The 24,713-nt window shown below is 34.0% G+C and carries 27 protein-coding genes, 1 tRNA gene and 1 pseudogene; 17 read left to right on the top strand and 12 right to left on the bottom strand.

Going from position 1 to position 24,713, the window contains the following annotated elements; all coding sequences use genetic code 11:
- The first annotated feature begins 41 nt into the window (after nucleotides 1-41).
- From BA768_RS02430 to BA768_RS02470, 9 genes are all read left to right on the top strand, one after another.
- A complete protein-coding gene (locus tag BA768_RS02430) occupies nucleotides 42-482 on the top strand; it encodes a hypothetical protein (RefSeq protein ID WP_034674176.1) in 441 nt (146 codons plus the stop codon).
- Between the two features lie 128 nt (nucleotides 483-610).
- Nucleotides 611-1,360 (top strand): SDR family NAD(P)-dependent oxidoreductase, encoded by a 750-nt coding sequence (locus BA768_RS02435; RefSeq protein ID WP_065719544.1) that lies wholly within the window; start codon nucleotides 611-613, stop codon nucleotides 1,358-1,360.
- Nucleotides 1,361-1,494: 134 nt separating this feature from the next.
- Complete coding sequence (locus BA768_RS02440; RefSeq protein ID WP_034674180.1) at nucleotides 1,495-2,289, top strand: thymidylate synthase; 795 nt, start codon at nucleotides 1,495-1,497, stop codon at nucleotides 2,287-2,289.
- 43 nt (nucleotides 2,290-2,332) lie between these two features.
- Nucleotides 2,333-2,572, top strand: coding sequence for a hypothetical protein (locus BA768_RS02445; RefSeq protein ID WP_034674181.1), 240 nt, complete (start codon nucleotides 2,333-2,335; stop codon nucleotides 2,570-2,572).
- Nucleotides 2,569-2,877: a hypothetical protein gene (locus tag BA768_RS02450; protein ID WP_034674183.1), complete on the top strand. Its 309-nt coding sequence runs from the start codon at nucleotides 2,569-2,571 to the stop codon at nucleotides 2,875-2,877. Before BA768_RS02445 ends, BA768_RS02450 begins: the two co-directional genes overlap by 4 nt.
- Before the next feature lie 60 nt (nucleotides 2,878-2,937).
- Nucleotides 2,938-3,156, top strand: a complete 219-nt coding sequence (locus tag BA768_RS02455; protein WP_065719545.1) for a hypothetical protein — start codon at nucleotides 2,938-2,940, stop codon at nucleotides 3,154-3,156.
- A 79-nt stretch (nucleotides 3,157-3,235) separates the two neighbouring features.
- Nucleotides 3,236-5,746 (top strand): M1 family metallopeptidase, encoded by a 2,511-nt coding sequence (locus BA768_RS02460; RefSeq protein WP_065719546.1) that lies wholly within the window; start codon nucleotides 3,236-3,238, stop codon nucleotides 5,744-5,746.
- A 172-nt stretch (nucleotides 5,747-5,918) separates the two neighbouring features.
- Nucleotides 5,919-6,749, top strand: coding sequence for a T9SS type A sorting domain-containing protein (locus BA768_RS02465; RefSeq protein ID WP_065719547.1), 831 nt, complete (start codon nucleotides 5,919-5,921; stop codon nucleotides 6,747-6,749).
- 142 nt (nucleotides 6,750-6,891) lie between these two features.
- Complete coding sequence (locus BA768_RS02470) at nucleotides 6,892-8,220, top strand: hydroxymethylglutaryl-CoA synthase family protein (protein WP_065719548.1); 1,329 nt, start codon at nucleotides 6,892-6,894, stop codon at nucleotides 8,218-8,220.
- Nucleotides 8,221-8,272: 52 nt separating this feature from the next.
- Here BA768_RS02470 and BA768_RS02475 read toward each other — a convergent pair whose 3' ends face one another.
- A complete protein-coding gene (locus tag BA768_RS02475; protein ID WP_065719549.1) occupies nucleotides 8,273-9,472 on the bottom strand; it encodes a dicarboxylate/amino acid:cation symporter in 1,200 nt (399 codons plus the stop codon).
- 92 nt (nucleotides 9,473-9,564) lie between these two features.
- On the opposite strand from BA768_RS02475, the gene BA768_RS02480 reads away from it, so the two are divergent.
- The 3 genes from BA768_RS02480 (at nucleotide 9,565) to BA768_RS02490 (ending at nucleotide 11,449) form a co-directional block, all read left to right on the top strand.
- Nucleotides 9,565-10,482, top strand: a complete 918-nt coding sequence (locus tag BA768_RS02480) for a DnaJ C-terminal domain-containing protein (protein ID WP_065719582.1) — start codon at nucleotides 9,565-9,567, stop codon at nucleotides 10,480-10,482.
- Between the two features lie 3 nt (nucleotides 10,483-10,485).
- Nucleotides 10,486-10,788, top strand: coding sequence for a chaperone modulator CbpM (locus BA768_RS02485; RefSeq protein ID WP_065719550.1), 303 nt, complete (start codon nucleotides 10,486-10,488; stop codon nucleotides 10,786-10,788).
- 130 nt (nucleotides 10,789-10,918) lie between these two features.
- Complete coding sequence (locus tag BA768_RS02490; protein ID WP_065719551.1) at nucleotides 10,919-11,449, top strand: hypothetical protein; 531 nt, start codon at nucleotides 10,919-10,921, stop codon at nucleotides 11,447-11,449.
- Nucleotides 11,450-11,503: 54 nt separating this feature from the next.
- On the opposite strand, the gene BA768_RS02495 is transcribed toward BA768_RS02490, so the two are convergent.
- Both BA768_RS02495 and BA768_RS02500 read right to left on the bottom strand, forming a co-directional pair.
- Nucleotides 11,504-12,487, bottom strand: coding sequence for a PLP-dependent cysteine synthase family protein (locus tag BA768_RS02495; RefSeq protein ID WP_034677106.1), 984 nt, complete (start codon nucleotides 12,485-12,487; stop codon nucleotides 11,504-11,506).
- Between the two features lie 356 nt (nucleotides 12,488-12,843).
- Nucleotides 12,844-14,073, bottom strand: a complete 1,230-nt coding sequence (locus tag BA768_RS02500; RefSeq protein ID WP_065719583.1) for an ABC transporter permease — start codon at nucleotides 14,071-14,073, stop codon at nucleotides 12,844-12,846.
- A gap of 4 nt (nucleotides 14,074-14,077) precedes the next feature.
- Between BA768_RS02500 and BA768_RS02505 the strand changes: the two genes are divergently transcribed.
- The gene (locus BA768_RS02505; protein WP_065719552.1) at nucleotides 14,078-15,274 is read left to right on the top strand and encodes an exo-beta-N-acetylmuramidase NamZ domain-containing protein; all 1,197 of its coding nucleotides are present in this window, start codon (nucleotides 14,078-14,080) and stop codon (nucleotides 15,272-15,274) included.
- 54 nt (nucleotides 15,275-15,328) lie between these two features.
- On the opposite strand, the gene BA768_RS02510 is transcribed toward BA768_RS02505, so the two are convergent.
- From BA768_RS02510 to BA768_RS02540, 7 genes and pseudogenes are all read right to left on the bottom strand, one after another.
- Entirely contained in the window at nucleotides 15,329-15,535 is a 207-nt protein-coding gene (locus tag BA768_RS02510) for a hypothetical protein (RefSeq protein ID WP_065719553.1), read from the bottom strand.
- Nucleotides 15,536-15,540: 5 nt separating this feature from the next.
- Entirely contained in the window at nucleotides 15,541-16,191 is a 651-nt protein-coding gene (locus tag BA768_RS02515) for a DUF3575 domain-containing protein (RefSeq protein ID WP_083206567.1), read from the bottom strand.
- A 10-nt stretch (nucleotides 16,192-16,201) separates the two neighbouring features.
- The gene (locus tag BA768_RS02520; RefSeq protein ID WP_065719554.1) at nucleotides 16,202-17,380 is read right to left on the bottom strand and encodes a thioredoxin family protein; all 1,179 of its coding nucleotides are present in this window, start codon (nucleotides 17,378-17,380) and stop codon (nucleotides 16,202-16,204) included.
- Between the two features lie 113 nt (nucleotides 17,381-17,493).
- Nucleotides 17,494-17,566: transfer RNA gene (locus BA768_RS02525), tRNA-Phe, on the bottom strand.
- Nucleotides 17,567-18,004: 438 nt separating this feature from the next.
- A pseudogene (locus BA768_RS02530) lies at nucleotides 18,005-18,169 on the bottom strand (Dps family protein); the annotation flags it as partial.
- Nucleotides 18,170-18,215: 46 nt separating this feature from the next.
- On the bottom strand, nucleotides 18,216-18,995 hold the full coding sequence (locus tag BA768_RS02535; RefSeq protein ID WP_065719555.1) for an SDR family NAD(P)-dependent oxidoreductase: 780 nt from the start codon (nucleotides 18,993-18,995) through the stop codon (nucleotides 18,216-18,218).
- A 127-nt stretch (nucleotides 18,996-19,122) separates the two neighbouring features.
- A complete protein-coding gene (locus tag BA768_RS02540; RefSeq protein WP_065719556.1) occupies nucleotides 19,123-20,037 on the bottom strand; it encodes an AEC family transporter in 915 nt (304 codons plus the stop codon).
- A 371-nt stretch (nucleotides 20,038-20,408) separates the two neighbouring features.
- Between BA768_RS02540 and BA768_RS02545 the strand changes: the two genes are divergently transcribed.
- From BA768_RS02545 to BA768_RS02555, 3 genes are all read left to right on the top strand, one after another.
- The gene (locus BA768_RS02545; RefSeq protein ID WP_165601765.1) at nucleotides 20,409-21,035 is read left to right on the top strand and encodes a hypothetical protein; all 627 of its coding nucleotides are present in this window, start codon (nucleotides 20,409-20,411) and stop codon (nucleotides 21,033-21,035) included.
- 292 nt (nucleotides 21,036-21,327) lie between these two features.
- A complete protein-coding gene (locus tag BA768_RS02550; protein WP_065719558.1) occupies nucleotides 21,328-21,864 on the top strand; it encodes an FUSC family protein in 537 nt (178 codons plus the stop codon).
- Nucleotides 21,865-21,880: 16 nt separating this feature from the next.
- Nucleotides 21,881-22,726 carry an AraC family transcriptional regulator gene (locus BA768_RS02555; protein ID WP_065719559.1) on the top strand — a complete coding sequence of 282 codons (846 nt, stop codon included), beginning with the start codon at nucleotides 21,881-21,883 and terminating at the stop codon, nucleotides 22,724-22,726.
- Nucleotides 22,727-22,753: 27 nt separating this feature from the next.
- On the opposite strand, the gene ybaK is transcribed toward BA768_RS02555, so the two are convergent.
- Nucleotides 22,754-23,224, bottom strand: coding sequence for a Cys-tRNA(Pro) deacylase (ybaK, locus tag BA768_RS02560; protein ID WP_065719560.1), 471 nt, complete (start codon nucleotides 23,222-23,224; stop codon nucleotides 22,754-22,756).
- Between the two features lie 234 nt (nucleotides 23,225-23,458).
- On the opposite strand from ybaK, the gene BA768_RS02565 reads away from it, so the two are divergent.
- The gene (locus BA768_RS02565; protein WP_065719561.1) at nucleotides 23,459-23,668 is read left to right on the top strand and encodes a hypothetical protein; all 210 of its coding nucleotides are present in this window, start codon (nucleotides 23,459-23,461) and stop codon (nucleotides 23,666-23,668) included.
- Between the two features lie 509 nt (nucleotides 23,669-24,177).
- On the opposite strand, the gene BA768_RS02570 is transcribed toward BA768_RS02565, so the two are convergent.
- The gene (locus BA768_RS02570) at nucleotides 24,178-24,609 is read right to left on the bottom strand and encodes a hypothetical protein (RefSeq protein WP_065719562.1); all 432 of its coding nucleotides are present in this window, start codon (nucleotides 24,607-24,609) and stop codon (nucleotides 24,178-24,180) included.
- Nucleotides 24,610-24,713: the final 104 nt, after the last annotated feature.

The following is a 24,713-nucleotide window of genomic DNA, read 5'->3' on the forward strand; positions in this document are numbered from 1 at the left end:
TTCTAATTAAAATAAATAAAAGGCTTTAGCCACAACCTAATATGAACAAATTTTCACTCATCAATATTATCAAAGAAAAGCTTTCAGAAAAAATCAAAAATTTCGAGAAGCTTATTGCTGAGACCCGTGCTTCAAATAATGATACAAAAAGCTCAATGGGTGATAAATACGAAACAGGAAGAGAGATGCTTCAGCAGGAGATCAATAATCTTCAAGGACAGCTAAATGAAGTACTGAAACAGCAGGATTTCTTGAAAAATATTATAGTAAAACCTTCCGATAAAGTAGAAAAGGGAGCAATTGTGAAAACCGAAAAAGGACTATTTTATATTTCTGTCTCATTAGGCGAAATCATTTTTGAAAATCAAAAAATAATCTGCATCTCTCCCGAATCTCCTTTGGCAAAAGCAATGCATGGGAAAATTATAAACGAAAGTTTTTCTTTAAACAATATCAGTCAAAAGATTATTTCGATCGAATGATTTAAACGGGAATTAGTTTCAAAAATATTATTGCTTCAAAAAGAAACATTTATGAAATAATTAACTGTTATTAAAACCGATTTGCATCTTTTTTGCAGTTTAAAAATCATAATTAATATACATTTATTATGAAAATTTTAGACAATAAAGTAGCATTGGTTACAGGTGCAGGTTCAGGAATAGGACTTGCCATTGCAAAATTATACGCTAAAGAAGGCGCAAAAGTTATCGTTTCAGACATCAACGAAGAACACGGAAAATCAGCTGTTGAAGAAATCAAATCGCAAGGCGGTGAAGCAACTTTCGTAAAAGCAGATACTTCAAATCCCGAACAGGTTGAAGCACTTGTCACCAAAACTGTTGAAACTTACGGAAGATTAGACATTGCCTGCAACAATGCAGGAATCGGTGGAGAAGCAAACCCAACCGGAGACTATACTTTGGATGGCTGGAAAAAGGTAATCGACATCAATTTGGATGGCGTTTTTTATGGCTGTAAATATGAACTGTCACAAATGGAAAAAAATGGCGGTGGTGTTATTGTCAACATTGCATCCATCCACGGAACGGTTGCAGCACCACTTTCTTCAGCTTACACTTCTACAAAACATGCGGTTGTCGGACTAACAAAAAATATTGGTGCAGAGTACGGACAGAAAAATATCCGTTGTAATGCGGTAGGTCCTGGTTATATTGATACTCCGCTGCTTAATCAGCTTGATGAAGAACACAAAAAAGCTTTAATTGGAAAACATCCGATGGGAAGACTCGGGAAATCGGAAGAAGTTGCAGAATTAGTCTTATTTCTCAGCTCAGACAAATCTTCTTTTATGACCGGAGGTTACTATCTTGTTGATGGTGGTTATACTGCTGTTTAAGTTTATATAGAATTAAATTTTAAAAAGCATTCATGATTTTGTGGATGCTTTTTTTCTATCACTAATATTTCTGTTTTTATCTGGTTTTTAATTTTAAAATTCTTTATTTTGTATTCACAATTATTCGCCTCAAAATGCAAAACTACCTCGATTTACTTCAGCATATTTTAGATAACGGAACCGATAAGACAGACAGAACAGGAACAGGAACGCGCAGTGTTTTTGGATACCAGTTACGTTATGATTTGTCGAAAGGATTTCCTTTAGTAACCACTAAAAAAGTTCACCTGAAATCTATTATTTATGAATTGCTTTGGTTCATCAAAGGAGATACGAACATCAAATATCTTACGGATAACGGTGTTTCAATCTGGAACGAGTGGGCGGATGAAAACGGAGATTTAGGTCCGGTTTATGGTGCACAATGGAGAAGTTGGAGTGGTGCAGACGGAAAAGTGGTGGATCAGTTTTCTGAAGTCATCGAGCAGATCAAAAAAAATCCGGATTCTCGTAGATTGATTGTTTCTGCATGGAATGCTGCGGAAATTCCAAACATGGCTTTAGCACCTTGTCATGCTTTGTTTCAGTTTTATGTTGCAGACGGAAAATTATCGCTTCAGCTATACCAAAGAAGTGCAGATGTTTTTCTGGGGGTTCCTTTCAATATTGCAAGCTATGCGCTTTTATTGATGATGGTTGCACAGGTTACCGGTCTGGAAGTGGGCGATTATGTTCACACTTTTGGAGATGTTCATATTTACAACAATCATTTTGAGCAGGTTCAGAGACAGCTTTCAAGAGAACCAAGAGCTTTACCTACAATGAAAATAAATCCTGAAATCAAAAATATTTTCGATTTTGATTTTGAAGATTTTACGTTGGAAAATTATGATCCGCATCCGGGAATTAAAGCACCTGTAGCGATTTGATTTTTAAAATTTAATCATTAACTTTGGTTAAAATGCTGTAAGTATGGAAATTAGAATTAATATTAACGAATATGCAGATGTTTCTTACATTAAAAAACTTCTTTCAAAAGTAAAAGGAGTTGTAAGCGTAGAAACTGATGAAGACGTAACTTATTCTTGGAGTAAAATTGAGAACTCTGATGAGTTTAAACAATTAATTGAACAAAGCAGAAATGAGATTAAAAATGGGGAACACGAAGAATTTTCGCAAGAATTAATTGATTCGATTTTTAGTAAAAAATGAAAATAGTTTTTTCAAAAAATGCGATTAAAAGTCTTCAGGAAATAATTGATTTTTTGAACCATCGCTGGAATGATAAAGAATTATATTTGTTTAAAGAAGATCTTGAGAAATTTAAACAATCATTAAGTGATAAAATAATTTCGTATCCTAAAATTGATTCTGATAGTAAATTACGATTTGCATTATTGGGAAAGAAACAGGTGAAAGTATATTTTGATATTCAAATTGATTCTGTTGAAATTCTTTTATTTCTACCATCAAAAGGCAACCCTGACAATTTAATAAGACTACTTAATAAAGACTAAGTGAAGCGCAAAACTTCACTTTTTTTGTAACTTTCAGTACTGAATTCCTACCTATCTACTATGAAATCACTTAAAATCAATATCGAAGAAAATACGGATGTCGAAAAACTGAAAGAACTTTTGCTTCAGGTGAAAGGTATTAATGATATTCAAGTTATCGACGATGAAAATCCGGAAAGTGAACTGAAGAAAGCTTTTGCGAAAACAAAAGAACAGCTCAAGAAAGGTGACTACGAAACATTAGTCAATGATATATTTGACATTCTGATCAAAAAATAATCTTAAAATAATAAAATAGGCTTCAGAATAAACATTAGGTTTTCCTGATAGTTTCTGAATGCTGTGTAAATAATTAATAATGAGAAAGGCGATTTTATCAATTGCAATACTCGGAGTTTTATTCTCCGCAAATGTATCTGCACAAACTGAGACTTCCGGAAGAAACGAAGTTTACAGAGCTACCCATACCAAACTTACAGAATTAAAGCATACCAAACTGAAAGTCAATTTTGATTATCAGAAAGAACAGATGAATGGGGAAGAATGGCTTACCGCTTCGCCATACTTCTATGCGACAAACGAATTGACGCTTGATGCAAAAGGAATGTTGATTCACGAGGTGGCTTTGGATCAGAATGGTAAAAAATCGCCGTTGAAATATAATTATAAAAATGATATTTTAAAAATCACTTTAGATAAAACATATACCAGAAACCAGGATTATACAGTTTACATTAAATACACCTCTCGTCCGAATGAAGTAAAACAAGAGGGAAGTGCCGCAATCAATGATGCGAAAGGACTTTATTTTATTAATGCACAAGGTCAGGATCCGGATAAGCCAACACAAATATGGACTCAGGGTGAAACAGAATCTTCTTCAGCCTGGTTTCCGACCATTGATAAACCCAATCAGAAAACAACGCAGGAAATCTTTATGACCGTTCCTGATAAATACGTTACGCTTTCAAACGGAATTTTAAAAGAATCAAAAAAAGAATCCAACGGCGAAAGAACAGATCATTGGGTGATGGATAAAAGACATTCAACTTACCTTTTCTTTATGGGAGTTGGTGAATACGCGGTTGTAAAAGATAAATGGAAAAATATTCCGGTAGATTATTATATCGAAAAAGAATATGAGCCTTACGCAAAGCAGATCTACGGAAATACTCCTGAAATGATCGATTTTTTCTCTAAAAAATTGGGTTATGATTATCCTTGGTCGAAATATGCACAGATTTCGGGAAGAGATTACGTGAGCGGCGCAATGGAAAATACAACAGCAACGCTTCACGGAAGTGACATTTTACAAAAACCAGGTCAGTTGATCGATGAAAATAAATGGGAAGATACGATCGCTCACGAATTATTCCATCATTGGTTTGGAGATCTGGTTACCGCAGAAAGCTGGAGTAATTTAACGGTGAACGAATCTTTTGCCAATTACTCAGAATACCTTTGGAACGAGTATAAATATGGTAAAGATCAGGCAGATTATCATCAGATGGAAGATGTAGATCATTACATCCATAATCCTGGAGATTTCAAAAAGAATCTGGTACGGTTTGACTACAGTTCCCGCGAAGATGTTTTCGATCTTGTTACGTATCAGAAAGGAGGCGGAATTCTGCACATGCTGAGAAACTATCTTGGTGATGATGCATTTTTTGCAGGAATCACAGACTATCTTAAAACCAACGAATACAAAAATGCCGAAGCGCATCAGCTTAGACTATCATTCGAGAAAGTTTCAGGAAAAGATTTAAACTGGTTCTTCAATCAATGGTATTTCGGAAGCGGAAACCCGAAATTGAGTTATACTACATCATTTGAACCAGTAAAAAAACAGGTTACCGTTACTTTGAATCAGTCACAGGATCTTCCGTTCGAATTTCCCTTGGCAATTGATGTGTATGATAATGGTAAACCTAAAAGATACAATGTTTGGGCAAATGCTGCCGCAAAAAATACATTTACATTTGATTCGTCTAAAAACCCGGATTTAATTAATATAAATGCCGACGGAATTTTACTTGCCGATATTACCGATTCTAAAACACCGGAACAAAATCTTCTTCAGTTTACCAATTCTAAGGAATTTAAGAGCAAATACAATGCGCTGAACGGTATCAAAGATCAGGTAGGTAAAAATCCTGCTGCCACAAAATTATTGTCTGCCGCTTTAAAAGATTCTTTTTTCAGAATCAGAATTAAAGCTTTGGAATTAATGGATTTAAGTATTCCCGAACAAGCGAAAACTTTAGCCGGAGACGTTGAAAAATTAGCCGTAAATGATCCAAAAACATTGGTTCAGGGAGCTGCAATTGCCTCCTTAGCGAAAACCAAAGACAAAAAATATGTGGCAATTTTTGAAAAAGGGTTAAATGCAGTTTCCAATTCGGTAAAGGTAAATTCTTTGGCTGCTATTATTTCTGTAGACCCGTCAAAAGCCAATACATTTGCTGATAAAATAGATTTACAGGATGCTTCAGAAGAAATGCTGAATCAGCTTTTACCTGTTGTGGTTAAAAATAAGGTGACTTCTCAAATGGCGAATTTAGCTCCTGTTGTAGCTTTTTATCCTTTTGTGAAATTCCAGGATCCCGAATTGGGGAAAGTTGCTGAAGAAGGCTACAACTGGATTATGACTTCCGATAATCTGAAAGCTACAGAAAGTATTACAAAGATTTTGGGACAGGCAAAAGGTCAGATGGGAGACAATCCTCAAGTGAAAATGATGATTACCCAAATGCTGAAAGAAGGATTAAACAAGAAAATGGAACTCCTTAAACAAAATCCTCAGAAAGCGGCAAGTATCAATTCGCAGATTGATGCTATAAATAAGGCTATCGAAAATTTTAAATAGTTTTAAAAAAAATTATAATTAAAACCGTTGTGAAAGCAGCGGTTTTTTTGGTTTTAATATTACTTTGTGAAAATTAATTTTTTAACGTATTGTTTAAAATGTTATTTATTTGATAATTTTAAAAAATATTATTTATATATTTGATATTAAAATAACTTAAATTATAATAATTATGAAAACAAAAATATTTTTTGGTTTTAAAATAAAGCCTTTATTATTTGCAATAGCTGTTGCTACAGGTGTTTTTGCAAATGCACAGATTACGACATTTCCCTGGACTGAGACTTTTGAGGACAGCTCTCCTACAAGAGCAGACTGGACTCAAATTTATGAATTAAACAATATGTCCTGGACATTTGCAACTTCTGCAAGCACAGGAAGTTGGGGTGTTACAGCTTATCAAGGAACAAAATTTGCAAATTATCCCGGAACTTCTCATGATTTTGACAAGACCAAATTGGTAAGCCCTCCTTTGAACTTATCGGCTGTTACAAGTCCTACCGTAAGTTTTTATTATATTAATCCTTATTGGAGCCCTGATCAGAATTGGCTGAGAGTTTTTTACAGAACGTCAGCAACTTCAGCTTGGGTACAGATTGCAGAATTCCATTCTGATATTACTGCATGGACTTCATCAGGATCTATCGGTATTCCACCGACAACGTACCAGATTGCTATCGAATGTGAAACAGATTACGGATATTCTACTTTGGTAGATGCAGTGGTAGTTTCTGGTAGTAATTTAGCTGTTAAAGATCTTCAAAAACCGGCAAAATCGTCAATCAGTTATTATCCTAACCCTGTTCAGGATGTTTTAAATTATAAGAGCAACGAGAAGGTTCATGAAATTTCTATCTATAATATTTCAGGTCAAAAAGTCGGTCAATATGAAGCAGGCGCGAATGAAGGTAGAATCAATGTTTCTTCTTTGGCAAGCGGAAACTATATCGTTAGTGGAAAAACTGATCGCGGTACAGAATCCTTTAAAATGATCAAGAAATAAGACAATTAAAATTTAATCAAATCAGATATTCATCTTAAAGCATCTCGTCAGGGATGCTTTTTTGTTTAATCATTAAAAATTAATGTAATCATCAGTGATTTTTTGCATAATCTTTTATAAATTAGTTTAAAATTTAACGATTATGGGTTTTGGAATTGAGGCAGCAAGCTATTATGTGCCTTCTTTGTATTTGGAAATTAAAGATTTAGCAGAAAAAAGAGGAATCGAACCTGCAAAACTGGAAAAAGGACTAGGACTGCATAAAATGGGATTTCCCGATGTTCATGAGGATGCTGCAACATTTGCTGCTGAAGCTTTACTAAAGCTGATAAAAGATTATAATTTAAATCCAAAAGAAATATCTAGAATTTACTTAGGAACAGAAAGTGCAATCGATGCCGCAAAACCAACAGCTTCTTACGCGATGCAAATGGCAGAAAAAGTTTTGGAAACAGAATTTGGCGAAAGAGGTTTTAAAAATTGTGATGTTGTAGATATGACTTTTGCCTGTATTGGTGCAGTTGATGCACTTCACAATTCATTAGATTTTGTAAGGGTAAATCCGGAAAAGAAAGCAATCGTGATTGCAAGTGATTATGCAAAATACGAACTGGCTTCTTCCGGCGAATATACTCAGGGTGGAGGTGCTGTTGCCTTACTGGTTTCTGCAAAACCTGATTTAATTGAAATTGAAAACAATTGGGGAGTTGCCACAGAAAGTGTTTTTGATTTTTTCAAGCCAAGACGTCATTTCAAAAAAGAAGATTTAGAAAATTCTCCGGAAAATTTCCCTGATAAAATTGAGATTTTTACAGATGAACCTGTTTTCGATGGGCAATATTCCAATCAGTGCTATCAGGACAGGATAAGAGAAGCTTACAACCATTATAAAGAAATTACAAAGAGAGATAAACCTTATGAAGACTGGAAATATTTGATCTTCCACCTTCCGTATGCTTTTCATGGAAAAAGAGTTTTTACAGAGATTTATAGCCTGGAAAATGGGCTTTCTTTCGAAACTCCTGATGATCAGAAAACTGTGGCTAAATCTGAGGATTATCTGAATTTTATCAATAATAAAATAGAGAAATCTCAACGTGCTTCATCAGAAATAGGAAATATGTACACGGCTTCGATTTTTATGGCTTTGCTTTCTGCCGTGCAAACTTCTTTTAATGAAAATGAAGAATTAGCAGGTAATGAGATTGGGTTTTTAGGATACGGTAGTGGCTCGAAATCTAAAGTTTTTGCCGGAAAAGTTTCAGAAAACTGGAAAAAAGTTGTTGAAAAATGGAATTTATTTGAAAATCTGAAAAACCGTTTGGCCATTGATTTTGATACCTACGAAAAACTTCACAGAAAACAGTTGGAATATTCTGTAAACCCTGATTACAAAGGATTTGGTTTGCAATCTGTAGAACTGGAGAATCCTGTGTTGAAAGGAGCGAGATATTATGGTTATAAAGGTTAAAATGATAAAAAAGCACTTCATATGAAGTGCTTTTTTTATTTTGATTAAAAAATCAAACCTTCACAAACCGATTTACAAACATTGCTGCGACAATATCACCAACTGCATTTAAAACTGTTGCCAAAGGATCAACCAATGTTCCGATGATGATAACGGCAGGAACAGCTTCTTGTGGAAGGTTGTAGACCGAAATCATCAGCATTTCTCCAATATATCCGCCATTGGGAATTCCGCCTGCGACAATGCTTACAAAAACAGTGATTCCTAAAGCCAAAAGAAGATTCGACGGTTCAAAAAAATCTCTTCCGATAATCTGAAATGCTACATAAATTTTAATAATTGACGACATCGACGAGCCATTTTTATGCAGTGTTGTCCCAATCGGAATAACCAAATTGGCAATCTGACTCGGAATACCAATTTTTGAAGCCGCCACCAAATTGGATGGCATCGTGGCAAAGCTGCTGCAGGTACTCAACGCTGTTAATGTTGGGTAGGTAGCATGTTTCCAGAAGCTTTTAATTCCGTTTTGTCCGTTTGCCATGAAAGCATACAGCGTAAAAAACACAAAGAAGTAAACAATTCCTGCAATATAATACAAACCGAGAGGCTTTGCATAAAATCCGAAAAGCTGAGGTCCAAGTGTGGCAACCTGAAAGGCAAAATAAGCACCCAAACCAATCGGAGCAATTTTCATAATCATTAAAAGCAATTCTTTCATCACCTCATATCCGGAAACAATAAAAACTCTGAAAGGTTTGCCACTTTCTCCTGCTTTTCGCGCTGCAAAACCAGTCAGGAATGCGAAAATGAGCAAAGCCAACATATTTTTCCTTGAAAACAGTTCGGTAAATTCTCCCACCGTGAAAAAGCTTACAATCCGGTCGCTCCAATTTTCTTCTTTAGTTGCTTCCGCAATCAGTTCCGAACTACCAGAGATCGAAGAAACCGGGAAAAGATAAACTGCACCAATTGTAAAAACTGCAGCAATGAGTATGAATAAGAGAAACGTAAAAGACATCATCAACAGGATCTTCCCAAATTTTGAGTCCTGTTCGAGAGAAGCTATAGAATTAGAGACCGCAAAAAATACTAACGGAACAACACTTACAAAAAGAAGATTCAGAAAAATGTCACCTAAAGGTTTGATATAAGAAACTACTTCCGGTAAAAAGATTCCGATAAGGCTTCCAATGGTGATTCCCAAAAGAAGAAGAATGATTCCCGAATAATTTTTTAAGACTTCTTTCATGGTTGATTTTTATCAAAGATAGATTTAATTTTTTAATATTTAAACAGACAATTTCGGTCTCAAATTTGTTGATCTTATGGAAAATTGTTTCTATGGCTTATATAGATTATTATAAAATTTTAGGCGTAGACAAAAACGCATCACAGGATGATATTAAAAAAGCATATCGAAAATTAGCAAGAAAACTGCATCCTGACTTGAACCCCGATGATAAAGAAGCGGAAAAGAAGTTTAAAGAACTGAATGAAGCCAATGAAGTTCTCAGCAATGTTGAAAACCGCACAAAGTATGATAAATACGGCGAAAACTGGAAGCATGGTGAAGAATACGAAAAAGCTCAACAACAGCAAAGGCAGTATCAAAGCCAAAGCGGAAACTTCGGAGGCGGATTTTCCGGAGCTGACTTTGGAGAAGGTGAAGATTTTTCCGATTTCTTCCAAAATATGTTTGGTGGAACAGGAGGTGGCTTCGGAAGGAGCTCGAGAGGAAGTGCTTCAGGAAAATTTAAAGGGCAGGATGTTCACGCAGAGTTGAATTTAAACTTAAAAGATGCTGCAACAACGCATCCGCAAACATTTGAAATTAATGGTAAAAAAGTAAGAATTACAATTCCTGCAGGAGTGTATGACGGGCAACAGATAAAATTGAAAGGTCACGGAAATCCGGGCTTTAATGGCGGTCCGAATGGAGATTTATACATCACCTTTAATATTATAACAGATTCGAATTTTGAAAGAATTGGAAATGATTTAAAAACAAAAGTTATTATTGATTTGTATACTGCAGTTTTAGGTGGCGATGTGGAAGTGAATACTTTGGATGGAAGCGTTAATCTGAAAGTGAAGCCTGAAACCCAAAACGGGACAACTGTGAGATTGAAAGGTAAAGGTTTTCCTGTCTATAAAAAAGAAGGGCAGTTTGGTGACCTGTTTGTGACTTACGAAGTAAAATTACCGACAAATCTTACGGATAAGCAGAAAGAACTTTTTGAACAACTTAAAAATTCCTAAGCCATGAATGAAAGAATATCGCGAGAAGAACTCGTAAAAATATACAAAGTTGAAATCACTTTTTTTGATGAGCTGGTTAATTCCGGTTTGCTGAATGTTCAGACAGAAAATGAAACTCGTTACCTGATGTATGAAGATTTACCCTACTTCGAAAGATTTGCCAATTGGCATTACGACTTAGAAATCAATCTTCCGGGATTGGAAGTTATTCATGAAATGCTTAAAAAAATGAACGATTTGAGACAAAAAAACCGTGAACTGATGAATAAGCTTTCTGCAATAAATGATAAATATGAAGATAGGTAGCTTTAAGGTTGAGTTTGAGATTGAAAGAGTCCTGAAAGGACGATTTTCTAAAGGATAGGATAAAATCCTATTAAAAATATCCATTAGAGAAATCTTAAAAAGTTATCTTTACGGGCACAAATTAATCAGCATGAATCAGAATCAGGATAAGATTATCAATTTAAATATCAACAGGAAAGATTTCGAAGAAGTATATTTTGCGGGAAATCAGGGAAATTTGTTTTTCTCTTCCACTACGAAAGGCAAAACGGTTACGACCATTGTTGTAGGTTTGATTTTAGTGATTCTTTTTATTTTTAAAGATGATTTAAGTAAAGAAAAATTCGGAATTCTGTATTTTGTGAGCTTTTTGTTCTTGCTTTGTGCAGTGTATCTTTCTTTAGCAATCAATAAAGTTTCAAAATGGAGAAAAGAGGTGATTGCTTATTTGAAGACCTTAGAAAATCCTGAAATTTACCAGATTAAATTCAATAATAAAGTTTTTAAGGTTAATTTAAATAATAAAAAAGAAGCAAGTTTGTGGACGGAATTTACTTCGGCGGAAATCGGCGAAAAATTTATTGCCTTGGAAGGGAAATTTAATTATATGTTTCCGAGAAAAGCAATGAGTGATTCAGATTATCAGTTCCTTAAAGAAGCAGTACAGAAGAATGTCAAATAAATAAAAAACTCAGAGCAAATTACTCTGAGTTTTGTTTTATAGTTTGAAAACTGATTAGTCTAGCCAACCCATTTCTTTCATCCACTCATCGTTGTAGATTTTTCCAACGTATCTTGAACCGTGATCGTGAAGAAGTACAACAATCACATCATCTTTGGTAAACTGATCTTTCATCTGAACCAAAGCTGCCATCGCACTTCCCGCAGAATATCCACAGAAAATTCCTTCTTCTTTTGCCAGTTTTCTTGCGTAAACAGCACCGTCTTTATCAGTAACTTTTTCAAAATGATCAATCACAGACATGTCGTAGTTTTCAGGAAGAATATCTTCGCCAATTCCTTCCGTAATGTACGTATAAGCATTTCCCAAATTGATTTCCCCTGTTTCGTGAATTTCTTTCAAGATCGAGCCATAAGTATCAACTCCGATTACTTTAATGTCTTTATTTTTCTCTTTAAAAAACATTCCACAACCTGTAATGGTTCCTCCGGTTCCTGCTCCAACCAAAAAGTGAGTCAGTTTTCCTTCCGTTTGTTCCCAGATTTCAGGCGCAGTAGACTCGTAATGAGCGGCTCTGTTCGATAAATTATCGTATTGGTTTACATACCATCCGTTTTCTGTTTCTTTTGCTAATCTTTTTGAAACTGAATAATAAGAACGCGGATCAGTCGGCTTTACATCTGTCGGGCAAACAATTACTTCAGCTCCAACCGCACGAAGAATGTCGCATTTTTCTTTTGATTGTTTAGAATTGGTTACAAAAATACATTTGTAACCTTTGATGATTGCTGCAAGAGCCAATCCCATTCCGGTATTTCCTGAAGTTCCTTCGATGATCGTTCCTCCCGGCTTCAATCTTCCGTCTTTTTCGGCGTCTTCAATCATTTTCAGCGCCATTCTGTCTTTTACCGAATTTCCGGGATTGAAAGTTTCTACTTTTGCCAAAACCAATGCCGGGAAATCTTCACCAAGAACTTTGTTAAGTTTCACAAGTGGCGTATTTCCTATGGTTTCGAGTATATTTTCTGCGTATTTCATAAATGTCTTTTCTGCATCGCAAAGATACATTTTTCAGAATAATTGATGGTCTATATAAATGATTAGAAGTAATTTAGTTTAAGTGCAGATTTTACAATACACTAAAATAGCTGATAAATAATCGGTAAATCCTTGTCTAATTTATTAGTGATATGATTTTTAGGAGCTTTTTCCGGTTTTCGCTACTCGCTTTTTCTTTGGTTTCTGCGGCGGCTTTGCCGCCGCAGAAACCAAAGAAAAGAGCTCAAACATACCGCTCAATCCGGGCTAAGACATATTTAGCCATAATTCAAAAGTTTAGAATAACCAGAAAAATTCACTTCGAAGCAAATTGACAATTCACAATTCGCCATTCACTAATTATACTTAATCGCTTTCACCGGAGAAATTTTACTGATCAGATAACTAGGAATCACCAAAGCCAGTCCCGAAATGATCAAAATTCCTACAGAAATTGAAACAATCAGTAAAGGATTTAGATCAACAGGAACAACGCTCACATAATAATCCTTAGGATTTAATTTGATAATCCCGAAAAACTTTTGAGCAAATAAAAGTCCAAGACCAATTGCATTCCCATATAAAAGACCGGGAATCATGATGATCAGAGTATAGTTAATAAACGTTGCACGAATCTGTCCGTTGGTTGCGCCCAAAGTTTTTAATAATCCGATAGAATTGGTTCTCTCGATGATCAGAATCAGCAAAACCATGATGATATTAATGATCACCACCAAAAGCATAATTGAAATAATAATTCCGATATTGGTGTCGAAAAGACCGATCCAGTCATTGATCTGTGGATATTTATCGGTTGCTTTTTCAGCGTAATTTTTATACCCGATAAACTTTTCAACTTTCGGTGTATCCTGATCAATTTTGTTGATGTTTTTAAAAAAAATGTCAAGACCGCCAATTTCTTCTGGTTTCATATCCTGAATTCTTCTTACATGATTAATGTCGCCAATGACGAACTGGTCATCAATCATTTTAATATCGGTTTTATAGATTCCGGCTACCTCAAAGTTTCTGTAGATCGGCTTCTGATCGGCTTTTGAAAAGATGGTAACAATACTGTCTTTCACCTTAAGATGCAGATCATTGGCAATTTTTTCCGAAATCACAACACCATTATTATACCCTTCTCCGCTAAAAAACGGAGTTTTTCCTGCAATTAAAAACTTTTTAAATCTTAAACTGTCAAAATCCTTATCTACACCTTTAAAAATAATTCCCGCAAAGCTATTTTCGTTTCGCATAATTCCCGTAACCATTGCATATTGCTGAACTGTAGCAACATCGGGAAGAGCCTTGATATTTTTAATATTGAGACCTTCTTGGTCAAGAACCGAAGTGTTATAAGAAGAATTTGACTTGGTAGATTTTATGGTAATATGTCCGCTGAAATCACCAAGCCTTTCTTTGATCGCTTTTTTTGATCCCAAACCTGTAGAAACGGTGATGAGAGAAACGATAATCCCCAAAGCCACAGAAAGTCTGCCGATGAAGATGATAACCCGGGATAGGTTATTTTTGTTATCTTTGGAAAACGCTATTTTTCGGGAGAAATATAATGGAAATTTCAAGCTTATGAATTTAAATTTCAAAATTAAAACATTAGTTCTTATTTGCCTAATTTTTTTAGGAGTATTCAGTCGATATTATTCTCAGACTTCAGATAAAGACGGTTTTAGAACCGGCGCAGACCGACCGGAAATTTATCTTCCTCTTTTGAAAAATAAAACAATAGGAATTGTAACCAATCAGACCGGTTTGTTGAAAGATAAAACGCACCTCGTGGATTTTCTGGTTAAAAATAATGTGAAAATTAAAACCATTTTCGCACCTGAACATGGCTTCAGAGGTGATGCAGATGCTGGAGAAAAAGTAAAAAACGGAGTAGACGTAAAAACAGGAATCCAGATTGTTTCACTGTATGGAAATAATAAAAAACCAAAACCTGAACAGTTAAAAGGAATTGATATTGTGGTATTTGACATTCAGGATGTCGGTGTGAGATTTTATACATATATCTCAACACTGACTTATCTAATGGAAGCCGGAGCCGAAAATAATGTTGAAATCATGGTTTTAGACCGACCAAATCCACATGACGGCTATATTGACGGACCTGTTTTAAAGAAAAAATGGGCAAGTTTTGTCGGAATGCATGAGATTCCTGTAGTTTATGGTTTAACAATAGGTGAATACGGTAACATGGTGAATGGTGAAAAATGGCTGAAAAATAAGGTTCAGGTTAAATATACTTTAATAGAAATGAAGGAATATCATAAGAAAAAAAGATATGCAATTTTAGATAAACCTTCTCCCAATTTACCGAATGATAAATCTATCAATTTATATCCGAGCTTATGTTTTTTCGAAGGAACTCAGGTTTCTGTAGGAAGAGGTACAAATCTTCCATTTCAGATTTATGGCTCACCTTGGACAACTTCTTTACCGTATCAGTTTACTCCAAAACCGAATTTCGGTGCAAAAGACCCTTTCCTGAACGGTAAATTATGTTATGGGGAAAATCTTTCAGAATACAGGCAAGATTTGCGTGAATTGAATTTGGAATGGTTACTCAGAGCATATAAAAATTATAAAAACCCGCAACAGGATTTCTTTCTGAAGAATCTCTTCTTCGATACTTTAGCGGGAAGTGATGAATTGAGAAAACAAATCGTTGGCGGAAAATCAGAGAAAGAAATTAAATCTTCCTGGAAACCGGGTTTAGATAAGTTTGAAAAAATAAGACAGAAATATATTGTTTATCAGGATTAAAAAAATGTCAACTGTAAACTTTACGGTTGACATTTTTATATATTTCTATTGATCTTAATCAAAATTCTGTGGCGGATTTTTATCATCCTTTCCTTTGTTTAAAATAAACAAACCTATCGTTAGTCCGATTACTCCTGCTAAAGCTGTCATCAAAGCACGTTGTAACTTATCCGCTTCTTCGTTTCCCAAATAATTCATCAGAAAAAGTATTGCAAACGTAATAATAGAGATGATGATGTGGTTTCTTCCTAATAATTTCATGTTGTTTACTTTAATCTGTAAGAAATCATTACACCTCCTCTGTAAGGAATGATTTCACCGCTTCTGTTGTAACCGTCAGGATTTTCATCATATCTTTTTCCGGATACTCTGTCATAGCCTTTGTAAACGTCTTGGGAAGTTCCAATGGTTCCATATAATTCCATTCTCCAGTTATCGGATAATTTAAACTGATAGCCTGCTGTAATTCCGGCTAAAAAAGAGTATCCCTTTTGATATAAATTTGATTTTGTAAAAATAACATTTTCTTCATTTTTACTTTGATAAGGATCATCGTTCCAATAATTCCATTTTTGTAAAACAAAAGACGATGCTCCTATATTCGCTCCTAAAAACCATCCGTTAAAAGCTTCTTTAAAATAATATCTTCCTTCTATTGATACAGAATAATATTGCAATTCATGACCGTCAAACGATTTCCATGGAGAGATGAAAACATCTCCCTGAACCGTTATTTTATCAGTAATTTGGTGTTCGAGACCAATATTAACAATTCCAATAGGAATAAATAAAGCATTCCCTTTTATATATACTTTCTTCTCAGATTCAGGTTTTACCTCTGTAGTCTGAGTTTCTTGAGCGTTAATATTTATGATTGAAAATAAGCTTACTGCGGCGATAAAAAATTTATGTTTCAAATCGTAAGTTTTATTTAATTTGGTTTAATAATGTTTGAGCCAAGCTCGCATCTTTACCTGATTGTGCAGCTATATTTTTAGATTGTTCTGCAAAATTCTTTGCTAAATCTTTGCTTCCTAAATTGAAATAAATTTTAGCCAGAATATAGGTGTTTTCAGAGGTTTCTCCGCGCATCACAGATTTTTCTGCCCATTCTGCTGCTTTCTTCAATGAAGATGGGTTTTTGATGTTGTCAGAAAAAATCCAGGCTGCTTTTAGAAGTTCATTAGGTTCAAAAGAATCGGCATTTTTATAATATTCCAACGCCGCTTTTTCGTACTCGGCAAAATTAGCATTTTGCTCATAGTACGCGAGCTTTGTTTGGTTTAATTTTAAAATTGCTGCTTCTTTTCCAACTAAAGGTTCGGCGGTTTTCAAGAAGTAAATATCGTTGATTTTTTTGTTCTTTTCATCAATAGATTCCTGAACAACTTTTCCCAAAATTAACTGACTGTTGAATTCATTATAATTTTCTTCGGGTAAGAATTTAATAATCTCAGCTTTTCTGGCTACAAAAGTTTTATAGTTCGGATCTTCCGAAGATTTAAGAAAATAAAATAAAAATCCGGCATCATCTTTTGTAAGTTCTTCATCTTTAGGTTTATTTCCAAAATACCTTTCTGAAGCTTGTTTGGAAAACTCATAATCCGAGTTTGAGTGAAGTTTCATGATGTTTTTTAAAAATTCTGGGCTTTTTTCACCTTTGGCAAATCTTTCTTTAGATGAACCTTCTTTAGAATTTACAGCATTTACATCTTGTGCCATAGAAAGAAAAAGGCTTGGTTCCATATAACCGTAATTTTGAGAAACCAATTCCCCGTCGCCATTTAGAAAAAGAAAAGTAGGATAAGAACGCACCGAAAATTTTTGAGCAATCTCTCTTCCTTCACCTTTTTCCATATCGATTCGAGAACTCACAAAGTTTTTGTTGAAATAATCTCCTACCGATTTTTGGGTGAAAACATTTTTGTCCATCATCTTACACGGACCGCACCAAACTGCGTAAGCATCAATGAAAATAAGTTTTTTTTCTTTTTTTGCTTTTGCTAAAAGATCCTTAAAAGCACTTTGGTCAAATTGAATTCCTTCCTCTTGGGCTAAAATGAGTATGCTGAGAAAAATAAATAATCCGGAGATCAATTTTTTCATGATGAATAAAATTTTAAAAAAACGAAGATACTTATTTTTGATTGTAAATAAATGATGAAATGCTTTAAAAGATTGAAAAACAAAAAACCACCCTTGAAAAAAGAGTGGTTTTGTGGTTTCTCCAGGAATCGAACCAGGGACACATGGATTTTCAATCCATTGCTCTACCAACTGAGCTAAGAAACCTTTTGGTTTGTGCTTTATCAACTTTTGAAAAGAAAACCGCCTAATGAAAGGCGGTTTTGTGGTTTCTCCAGGAATATATGTTTTGTTTCAAAATTCTTTCTTATATAGAGTTTAAGAAAGATGATTTTTTTAGGTAACCTAATATTCCACCTCAAACATTGAACGTGTTTTCGCAAATTGTTTAGTAAAAGTATGAAGTTTTTTTTTATAATTCCAATTAATTACTAAAAAAATAAAAATATATGATGATAAAATCTGTTGCTATACCGTAATTAATTAAATATAACTTAATTAATAATCTGCACTAAACACAATTTAGACTTTTAAGTATAGAGTTCAACGATATTGAATATAACTATTATCTCGAATATATAAACGATTACCAAGACAATGGATTAATATACCTTATTATTCAGGAATCATGACGATTTACGACATCTGGCTTTCAAAGAAAAGATGCATTGAATGAAAATCTGATCCTTCTACATTCCAGTGCGCATTTCTTGTTTTAGTGTACAATACAAATTCATCTGCCAATAATTTAGACAGGATGTCAGCCACAGCTTGTCTGCTTTCACTTTTAATTCCGATTTGTGTATCCATTTTTTTATTTTTTATAGATTTGAATTTTTATATTTATAGAATTTCATTACATAGTCATACCACCATCTACTGCAATTGCCTGCCCTGTGATATGTGGAGCTGATGCTAAAAATACTACAGCTTCTGCTATATCTTCTGCACTTTGATCTACTCCTTGCGGAATCAATGTTTTCTTGTTGCGTTCCCAAGATTGAGCTTCAGTTTCGCCAGGTTGTTTCCAACGGTCTGCAATACCTCCTTCGCCACGCCACATTCCGGTTCCAATAATACCCGGACAAATAGCATTGACCGTAATACCTGTTTCCGCAACTTCTTTTGCAATACTGTTGGTAAATCCGATTACCGCAAATTTTGATGCAACATAGTGTGATAAATGCGCCATTCCCATTTTACCGGCTATTGAAGCAGTATTGATGATTGCCCCGCTTTTTTGAGGTTTCATAACTTCCAAGGCAACTTTGGTACATATAAAAACACCTTTTGCGTTTACAGAAAGTACTCTGTCCCATTCCTGTTCATCAATTTCTTCAATACTGCCAATGCCTACAACACCTGCATTATTGACTGCTATATCTAAGGTTCCGAAAGTCTTTACTGCTTCATCAACTGCATTTTTTACAGATTGATATTCGGTCACGTCTAATGCTAATGCCAATGCTTTACCTCCCAATTTTTGAATATCTTGTGCCAAAGGCTCAACAAATTCTTTTTTCACATCAGCCAAAACTACATTTGCTCCGACTTTTGCAAAGGTCATGGCAGTAGCTTTTCCTATACCCCCACCAGCTCCTGTGATAAATACTATTTTGTTTTTAAACTTACACATATACGATTGTTTATTAATTTAATCTTTTAGTGTAATACGAATTTACTGAATTTTAATAGGAATTATTTTGTAGAATAATGATAAAATGATGTATAAATATTGTACGTTTTTCGAAATTATCCGAAAATCAAATCATCAAAAATTTCATTATGATATTCCAAAATCCAGTGGTAACAAATCCTACCAATATGCTGATGCCAATGATGAGGTTGATCAGCTTAGTGTTTAGTCTGAATTGTTCGGCAATAATGCTGGAAGTAATGAGGGTAGGCATTGCGGCTTCAAAAATGCTAATCCGGGCAACCTCACCTTTTACACCTAAAATCAGAGCTGCTACTAAAACCAATGCAGGTGCGATTATTAATTTATAAAGCATTGTCATTGAAATCTGGGAGATTTGTTGTCTCCACCCTTTGAATTTGAGCTGTAAACCAACTGAAAACAACGCAAGAGGTCCTACAGTTGCTGCTAGTTTATCAAAAAATGGTTCTGCTATGCTGATGTCTGTTACATTTGATAGAATAAGAGCACTCATACAACCAATGAACGGGGGAAATGTTATCAATCTTTTTACTAGTACATAAGGCTTGACTCCCTCTTTATCAGAACGGTTTCCTTTAATGGCACAAATAATCCCTACTGTTGAAATAAGAACAAACATCACCTGATCGCAAATAATCGCTATACTAAGATTCTGCTCTCCATAATAGGCCATAATCAGTGGAAATCCTATAAAGGATGTATTACTGTAACCGCCTGCAAGCTCCAGTGTGCTTCTGGATCGCTGAGCATAACGTTTATGGCGGCAATACAATTCCATGAAAATCCAGCTTCCTGCCCACACTATCAATGGGGAGAGGGCAGGGAAAAGCATCTGGCTACTCCATTCGATCTTCGGTATATATTTGAAGGAAACTGCAGGGAGTGCTAAATATAGAATCCAAGTGTTGATGCCTTTGTGTGCATCCTGCGGAATCAGTTTTGCGGATCTGAATGTCATCCCCGCTGATATACAGAAGGCTATCATTATAAAGTTAACCATTATTTTGTAGGTAAGTGTTCCATTGCAAAATTATTATAAAGTCTATTTTTTTTACTTGTACAAAAGATATAAACGTTTGTATATTTATGATATTGCTTCCTGAACTTTTAATAGTTTTCGGGTATTTCTATTATAATTTCATAATTTTGTAGGAAATTAAGACGTTTATATGAAGGAAATACAACATATCTGTCCAAGTATTCTTGCTTATTTTTTTCAATATAATATGTTTTGCACAAGTACCTGCTGGTCATCAGAATTCTAATTTTGCCGAACTAAAGAAAATTAAGGAAAACAATAAACTTTTAAAAACAAAAGATTCTATAAGAACATCAATTCTTAAGGATGAATTGGATAATATTATCAATTCAATGTCTAAAGAACTAGAGAAATATAAATCTGAGCTTAAAAAAATAAGAACCAATGATTCACTGGGCATTGCCGTTCAAAAAGAAAAAATCAATGCTTTGCGTAAAAAGGTTAAACCTTATCCCGTAACGCTATTTGGTAGAAATATTTTTAATATTTACGGAAATTTAGGACCATACTCTGCATATGACAGGGCACAGACGGCAGAGCACCATATACAGCAAATTTACAGTCAGAAAATATATGTTAAAGATTCTCTAAAATCTCAAATTAATAGGGATTACATTGATATTCTATATGCGGGCAAGATTATTACAAGCATCGGAGAGGAGGATGCACTTTGGGAAAATGCCTCTCAGGATTCTTTGGCAAAAAGATATTTGTCAGATATCGATGCCCAAATTGTGAACAGCAGGAAGGATCACGCTTTAGAAAATCTTACCTCAAATTGGCTGACGGCATTGGGGATTGTTGCCGCATTTTTTCTTTTAGTCTTTTTTATTAATAAACTTTTCCGAAGGTTGATTAAAAAACTGATTTTATGGAAGACTATTGATAAAAGTGGTCTTAAAATTAAGAACTACCAATTTTTATTTGCATATCCAGCTCTAAAAATATTATATTTATAATTTGCAAACATCCTTTACAAATTTACTTTTAAAATATTAAGAGATTTTAGATTTAATGTTAAAAGTTTATGAATATTTTCCAGAGCATCGGAAAATCAGATGTTGAAAAATTTTATTGCTGTAAATATCCTTTCATAGTTTTAAAGTTCATCGTAACTAGATCCCCAAAATGTAATCAGTATGTCTTGGCTATAAATCTTCTTATGCAGAATTACTATATAACTAATTGTTGTAAATTGTATCAATAGAACATTGATTTGTATATTTGTAATACCAAAATAAATTACTCCCAATGAAGTTATATAATCTCAAAAACTATACAGATGCCAGCATTTATGTAAAAGCTTCGTTGCTTACTTTGGTAATTTTTATCTCCTATTTTTTTGGACTTGGTATTAATATGGTTCTACAGCTTTCTGATGACTATCTGAGCGGTATATGGTGCGCCATATCTGCCATTGTAGTTTTTGATGATCTTCCCAAAAATGCTAAAAACCTGATGAAAGATAGAATACTAGGAACTTTTATTGGTGCTTTTCTAGCAACGTCAATAATTTATTTTACCAATAATCTATTTTTGTCAGTGGGTATTTCTCTTTTTCTGACTTGTATATTTATCTCAGTTTTCAAATGGACAGGAGCATTGAAGATTGGTTGCATAACTGTAATTATTGTAGGGTTAAGCACTCATGATCAGACTTTTGATATTGTCTGGCAGTCTGGTTTGATGCGGTTTTTAGAATCCGTAGCAGGCGGTACAGTTTCTTTGATGGCAACAATTATAATTGAGAGGATAAAACATAAAAAAATAGAAAACCCCCAAGATTGATTCTACACAAGTTTATATGGCTCAACTAAAGCAATTCAATACATTGGAAATACTTGATTTTGAGGAGAATGATTTTCATTTGACAGTTCACAGACAAAACTATTTTGAGCTGGTATACATTTATAATGGAAGGGGAATTCATCAAATAAATCAAAATGATTTTTTGTACACATCAGGAGATTTGTTTGTTATCTCTCCGGAAGATGAACATAATTTTATAATGGAAGAAAAAAGCAGAATTGTATGCATCAAATATACAAGTACTTATTTCATAAGTAAAGAGTATTGGAAATTTTCGAATTATATAGACAATACTCCTGAAAAAATCATGAATAATAAAATTCTAAAGGAGATAAAACTAGAGTTTAGTCCAGAAATCCACAAAGTATTAAGGAATACAGTAGATAATATATTGCTTTATAATGAAGTTCATGCTGTAGCATCTTCCCCAGTTATTTTTCACCATATACTTTCTATTTTCGGTATCATAAAAGAAACCATGCAGGATATGTCGCTTAACGGAAAAGATAATCTGCAGGAAAAAGAACAACTCATATCTTACATCCATCATCATATTTACGATCCTAATAAAATAAGAATAAGGTGTATTGCATCCCAATTTAATATTTCATGTACTTATTTCAGTGCCTATTTTAAAAGAAATTTTGAAATGGGCTACAGGGAATATATTAATCAATATCGGATATCACTTATTAATAAAAGGTTGGAAGCAGGACATTTTACTTTAAAACATATAGCTGATGAATTTGGTTTTAATGATGAAAGCCATTTTTCTCATTATTATAAAAACAATTTGGGTGTAAATCCTTCATCTTGTGCCAAAAGAAATAGAAAAGAGTAAGAAAGAGTTTTTAAAGATGCTCAGTTTTTATACGATAATATTGCCAACTGTTGCACTGGTGACAGCAATTAGCTCATTAGGATTCAGCGTTAATTGCGTTCCTTTTTTTCCACCGTTGACATACACCAGTTCTTGATTCAAAATAACATTGTCAACATAAGTGGGAAATTGCTTTTTCATTCCGATAGGGGAGCAACCACCACGGACGTAGCCTGTAAATTTTAACAGATCTTTTGTCGGCAACATTTTGCAGTTTTTGTTTTGGCTGAGCTTGGCAAGTTTTTTTAGATCAAGAGTTGCATTGCCAGGTATTATCGCTACAAGTAGATTAGTTTTTTCGCCCACCAATACCAAGGTCTTATATAAAGTGTTAATATCGATTCCATTTATTTCGGCGAGATGAACAGCACTTAGATCATCACCATCTATATGGTAGTTATTAAGCTCATAACTTATCTGTAATCTGTCAAGCGTTCTGGTCGCATTGGTCTTTTCCATTTTTGATTGAATTTATAAATACTTTATTGTTTCTCCCAAATACCAAATAATTATTAAGTTAGATAGGCAATAATGGTCTGAAGTGAACATACACTTTTTTCTCTTTGATATAGTAGCAAATTAAAAGAAATAAGATTGCCAGCGAAAGCCAGATCATCAAAGAATAATAGTCCATAATAGATCGAAGCAAAATCTGGTTGTCAAGCTGGGTTTTAAAAACCTTTTGAGTAACGTGTGGCAGATCGATCTTTTGTAAAAAATGGTACTTGGCATGTAAAATTTACTCCCAATAATGAGAGGTCATTTGATAAAAAAATAGATGCCAGACTTAGTGTGAGTGTTTACAGAAGGGATATGCTCACAATAGTAAATCCTACTATTGTTGTTAATTTAAGTGGTATTACTACGGGAGTTGCTACCGCAAGCAATCCGATTTTACCTTAGCGGAATCTTATACAAAATAGATAAAGCTAAGGAGATAAAGTCTATAAAAATTTATAATTTTAGGTAATATGGTCAAAAATAGATGGTGTTTTCATGAAAAAATAATTCGTATATTAACTGTTGATTGGAAGATTAAGTAAGCAATGCCAATGAGCTACTTACAAACAATATAGTCAGCGCTGTAAACAACAGCATTGAGGAATAGCTTTTGTCATTCTTTTTTTGAAAATTATTGAAACAGCTTTGTGGCTAAAGTTTCTTTTCTTATTTTAGATTAAAAAAAAAGATGTCGCTCAATAAACTTTTTTCGCAACTTTTGGTAAACTCTCGAAGAAATATTAAGATTTGCTTTTAAATGCCCCTATTAAGTTGGAAATTTTCAAGGTATTTCAGAATTTTTGGAGGAAAGCAAATTTCCATTCACTTCATATTGTTAAACCAAAGCATGGTTTTCTATATTATGCTCATATTATATTTTTCTTGGTTTTTGGAGCGAAAACTTCCTTCTTCTAATCATCCAACATATTTTTCAGCTGACTGCGGAGTCTCGACTCATCAAGATCCATTTCTTTTTCTAATTTTCGAATATTTTCAGAAGTATAAGAGCCTTCTCTGTATAATTTGAGCAATATTTTACGCTTAAAATCTGTTACCACAAACTGAACATGAATAACTTGTTCAAGGAAAGAAAGCTCTTCAATTTCATTTTGAGAATTTTTTCTTACCTCATGAAAATCTCCACCCGTTAACCAGGCAACTCTCAGTTCATAAAGTTTTCTAACCTCTTTGACACTATCTGCATTTTTTCCATTTTTAAAGGTATCGTTAATAAAATCCAGAGCACTACTATTGATTAATAAACGTAATTTTTTTTCTTCTTCAATTTTGTTGGTTCCAGACTGTATTTTTAATACTTTAACCCGTAGTGCATTATCACACAATAGCTATTTTAATATTATTCATTTTTCTTTTATAAACAAAAACATTTATGAATTGGATAAATGTGAGTGTCATTATTTTACTTAGTATTCTTGTTTTGAATCCA

This window comes from Chryseobacterium sp. CBo1, assembly GCF_001693475.1.
Classification (GTDB): Bacteria; Bacteroidota; Bacteroidia; order Flavobacteriales; family Weeksellaceae; genus Chryseobacterium; species Chryseobacterium formosense.

Coding starts and splice junctions, on each gene's coding strand:
- BA768_RS02520 (WP_065719554.1), bottom strand. CDS start 17,380: ATGAAAAAATTGATCTCCGGATTATTTATTTTTCTCAGCATACTCATT.
- BA768_RS02545 (WP_165601765.1), top strand. CDS start 20,409: ATGTCTAAAGAACTAGAGAAATATAAATCTGAGCTTAAAAAAATAAGA.
- BA768_RS02445 (WP_034674181.1), top strand. CDS start 2,333: ATGGAAATTAGAATTAATATTAACGAATATGCAGATGTTTCTTACATT.
- BA768_RS02505 (WP_065719552.1), top strand. CDS start 14,078: ATGAATTTAAATTTCAAAATTAAAACATTAGTTCTTATTTGCCTAATT.
- BA768_RS02470 (WP_065719548.1), top strand. CDS start 6,892: ATGGGTTTTGGAATTGAGGCAGCAAGCTATTATGTGCCTTCTTTGTAT.
- BA768_RS02430 (WP_034674176.1), top strand. CDS start 42: ATGAACAAATTTTCACTCATCAATATTATCAAAGAAAAGCTTTCAGAA.
- BA768_RS02450 (WP_034674183.1), top strand. CDS start 2,569: ATGAAAATAGTTTTTTCAAAAAATGCGATTAAAAGTCTTCAGGAAATA.
- BA768_RS02480 (WP_065719582.1), top strand. CDS start 9,565: ATGGCTTATATAGATTATTATAAAATTTTAGGCGTAGACAAAAACGCA.
- BA768_RS02540 (WP_065719556.1), bottom strand. CDS start 20,037: ATGGTTAACTTTATAATGATAGCCTTCTGTATATCAGCGGGGATGACA.
- ybaK (WP_065719560.1), bottom strand. CDS start 23,224: ATGGAAAAGACCAATGCGACCAGAACGCTTGACAGATTACAGATAAGT.
- BA768_RS02460 (WP_065719546.1), top strand. CDS start 3,236: ATGAGAAAGGCGATTTTATCAATTGCAATACTCGGAGTTTTATTCTCC.
- BA768_RS02435 (WP_065719544.1), top strand. CDS start 611: ATGAAAATTTTAGACAATAAAGTAGCATTGGTTACAGGTGCAGGTTCA.
- BA768_RS02455 (WP_065719545.1), top strand. CDS start 2,938: ATGAAATCACTTAAAATCAATATCGAAGAAAATACGGATGTCGAAAAA.
- BA768_RS02535 (WP_065719555.1), bottom strand. CDS start 18,995: ATGTGTAAGTTTAAAAACAAAATAGTATTTATCACAGGAGCTGGTGGG.
- BA768_RS02510 (WP_065719553.1), bottom strand. CDS start 15,535: ATGAAATTATTAGGAAGAAACCACATCATCATCTCTATTATTACGTTT.
- BA768_RS02490 (WP_065719551.1), top strand. CDS start 10,919: ATGAATCAGAATCAGGATAAGATTATCAATTTAAATATCAACAGGAAA.
- BA768_RS02440 (WP_034674180.1), top strand. CDS start 1,495: ATGCAAAACTACCTCGATTTACTTCAGCATATTTTAGATAACGGAACC.
- BA768_RS02485 (WP_065719550.1), top strand. CDS start 10,486: ATGAATGAAAGAATATCGCGAGAAGAACTCGTAAAAATATACAAAGTT.
- BA768_RS02465 (WP_065719547.1), top strand. CDS start 5,919: ATGAAAACAAAAATATTTTTTGGTTTTAAAATAAAGCCTTTATTATTT.
- BA768_RS02555 (WP_065719559.1), top strand. CDS start 21,881: ATGGCTCAACTAAAGCAATTCAATACATTGGAAATACTTGATTTTGAG.
- BA768_RS02475 (WP_065719549.1), bottom strand. CDS start 9,472: ATGAAAGAAGTCTTAAAAAATTATTCGGGAATCATTCTTCTTCTTTTG.
- BA768_RS02495 (WP_034677106.1), bottom strand. CDS start 12,487: ATGAAATACGCAGAAAATATACTCGAAACCATAGGAAATACGCCACTT.
- BA768_RS02550 (WP_065719558.1), top strand. CDS start 21,328: ATGAAGTTATATAATCTCAAAAACTATACAGATGCCAGCATTTATGTA.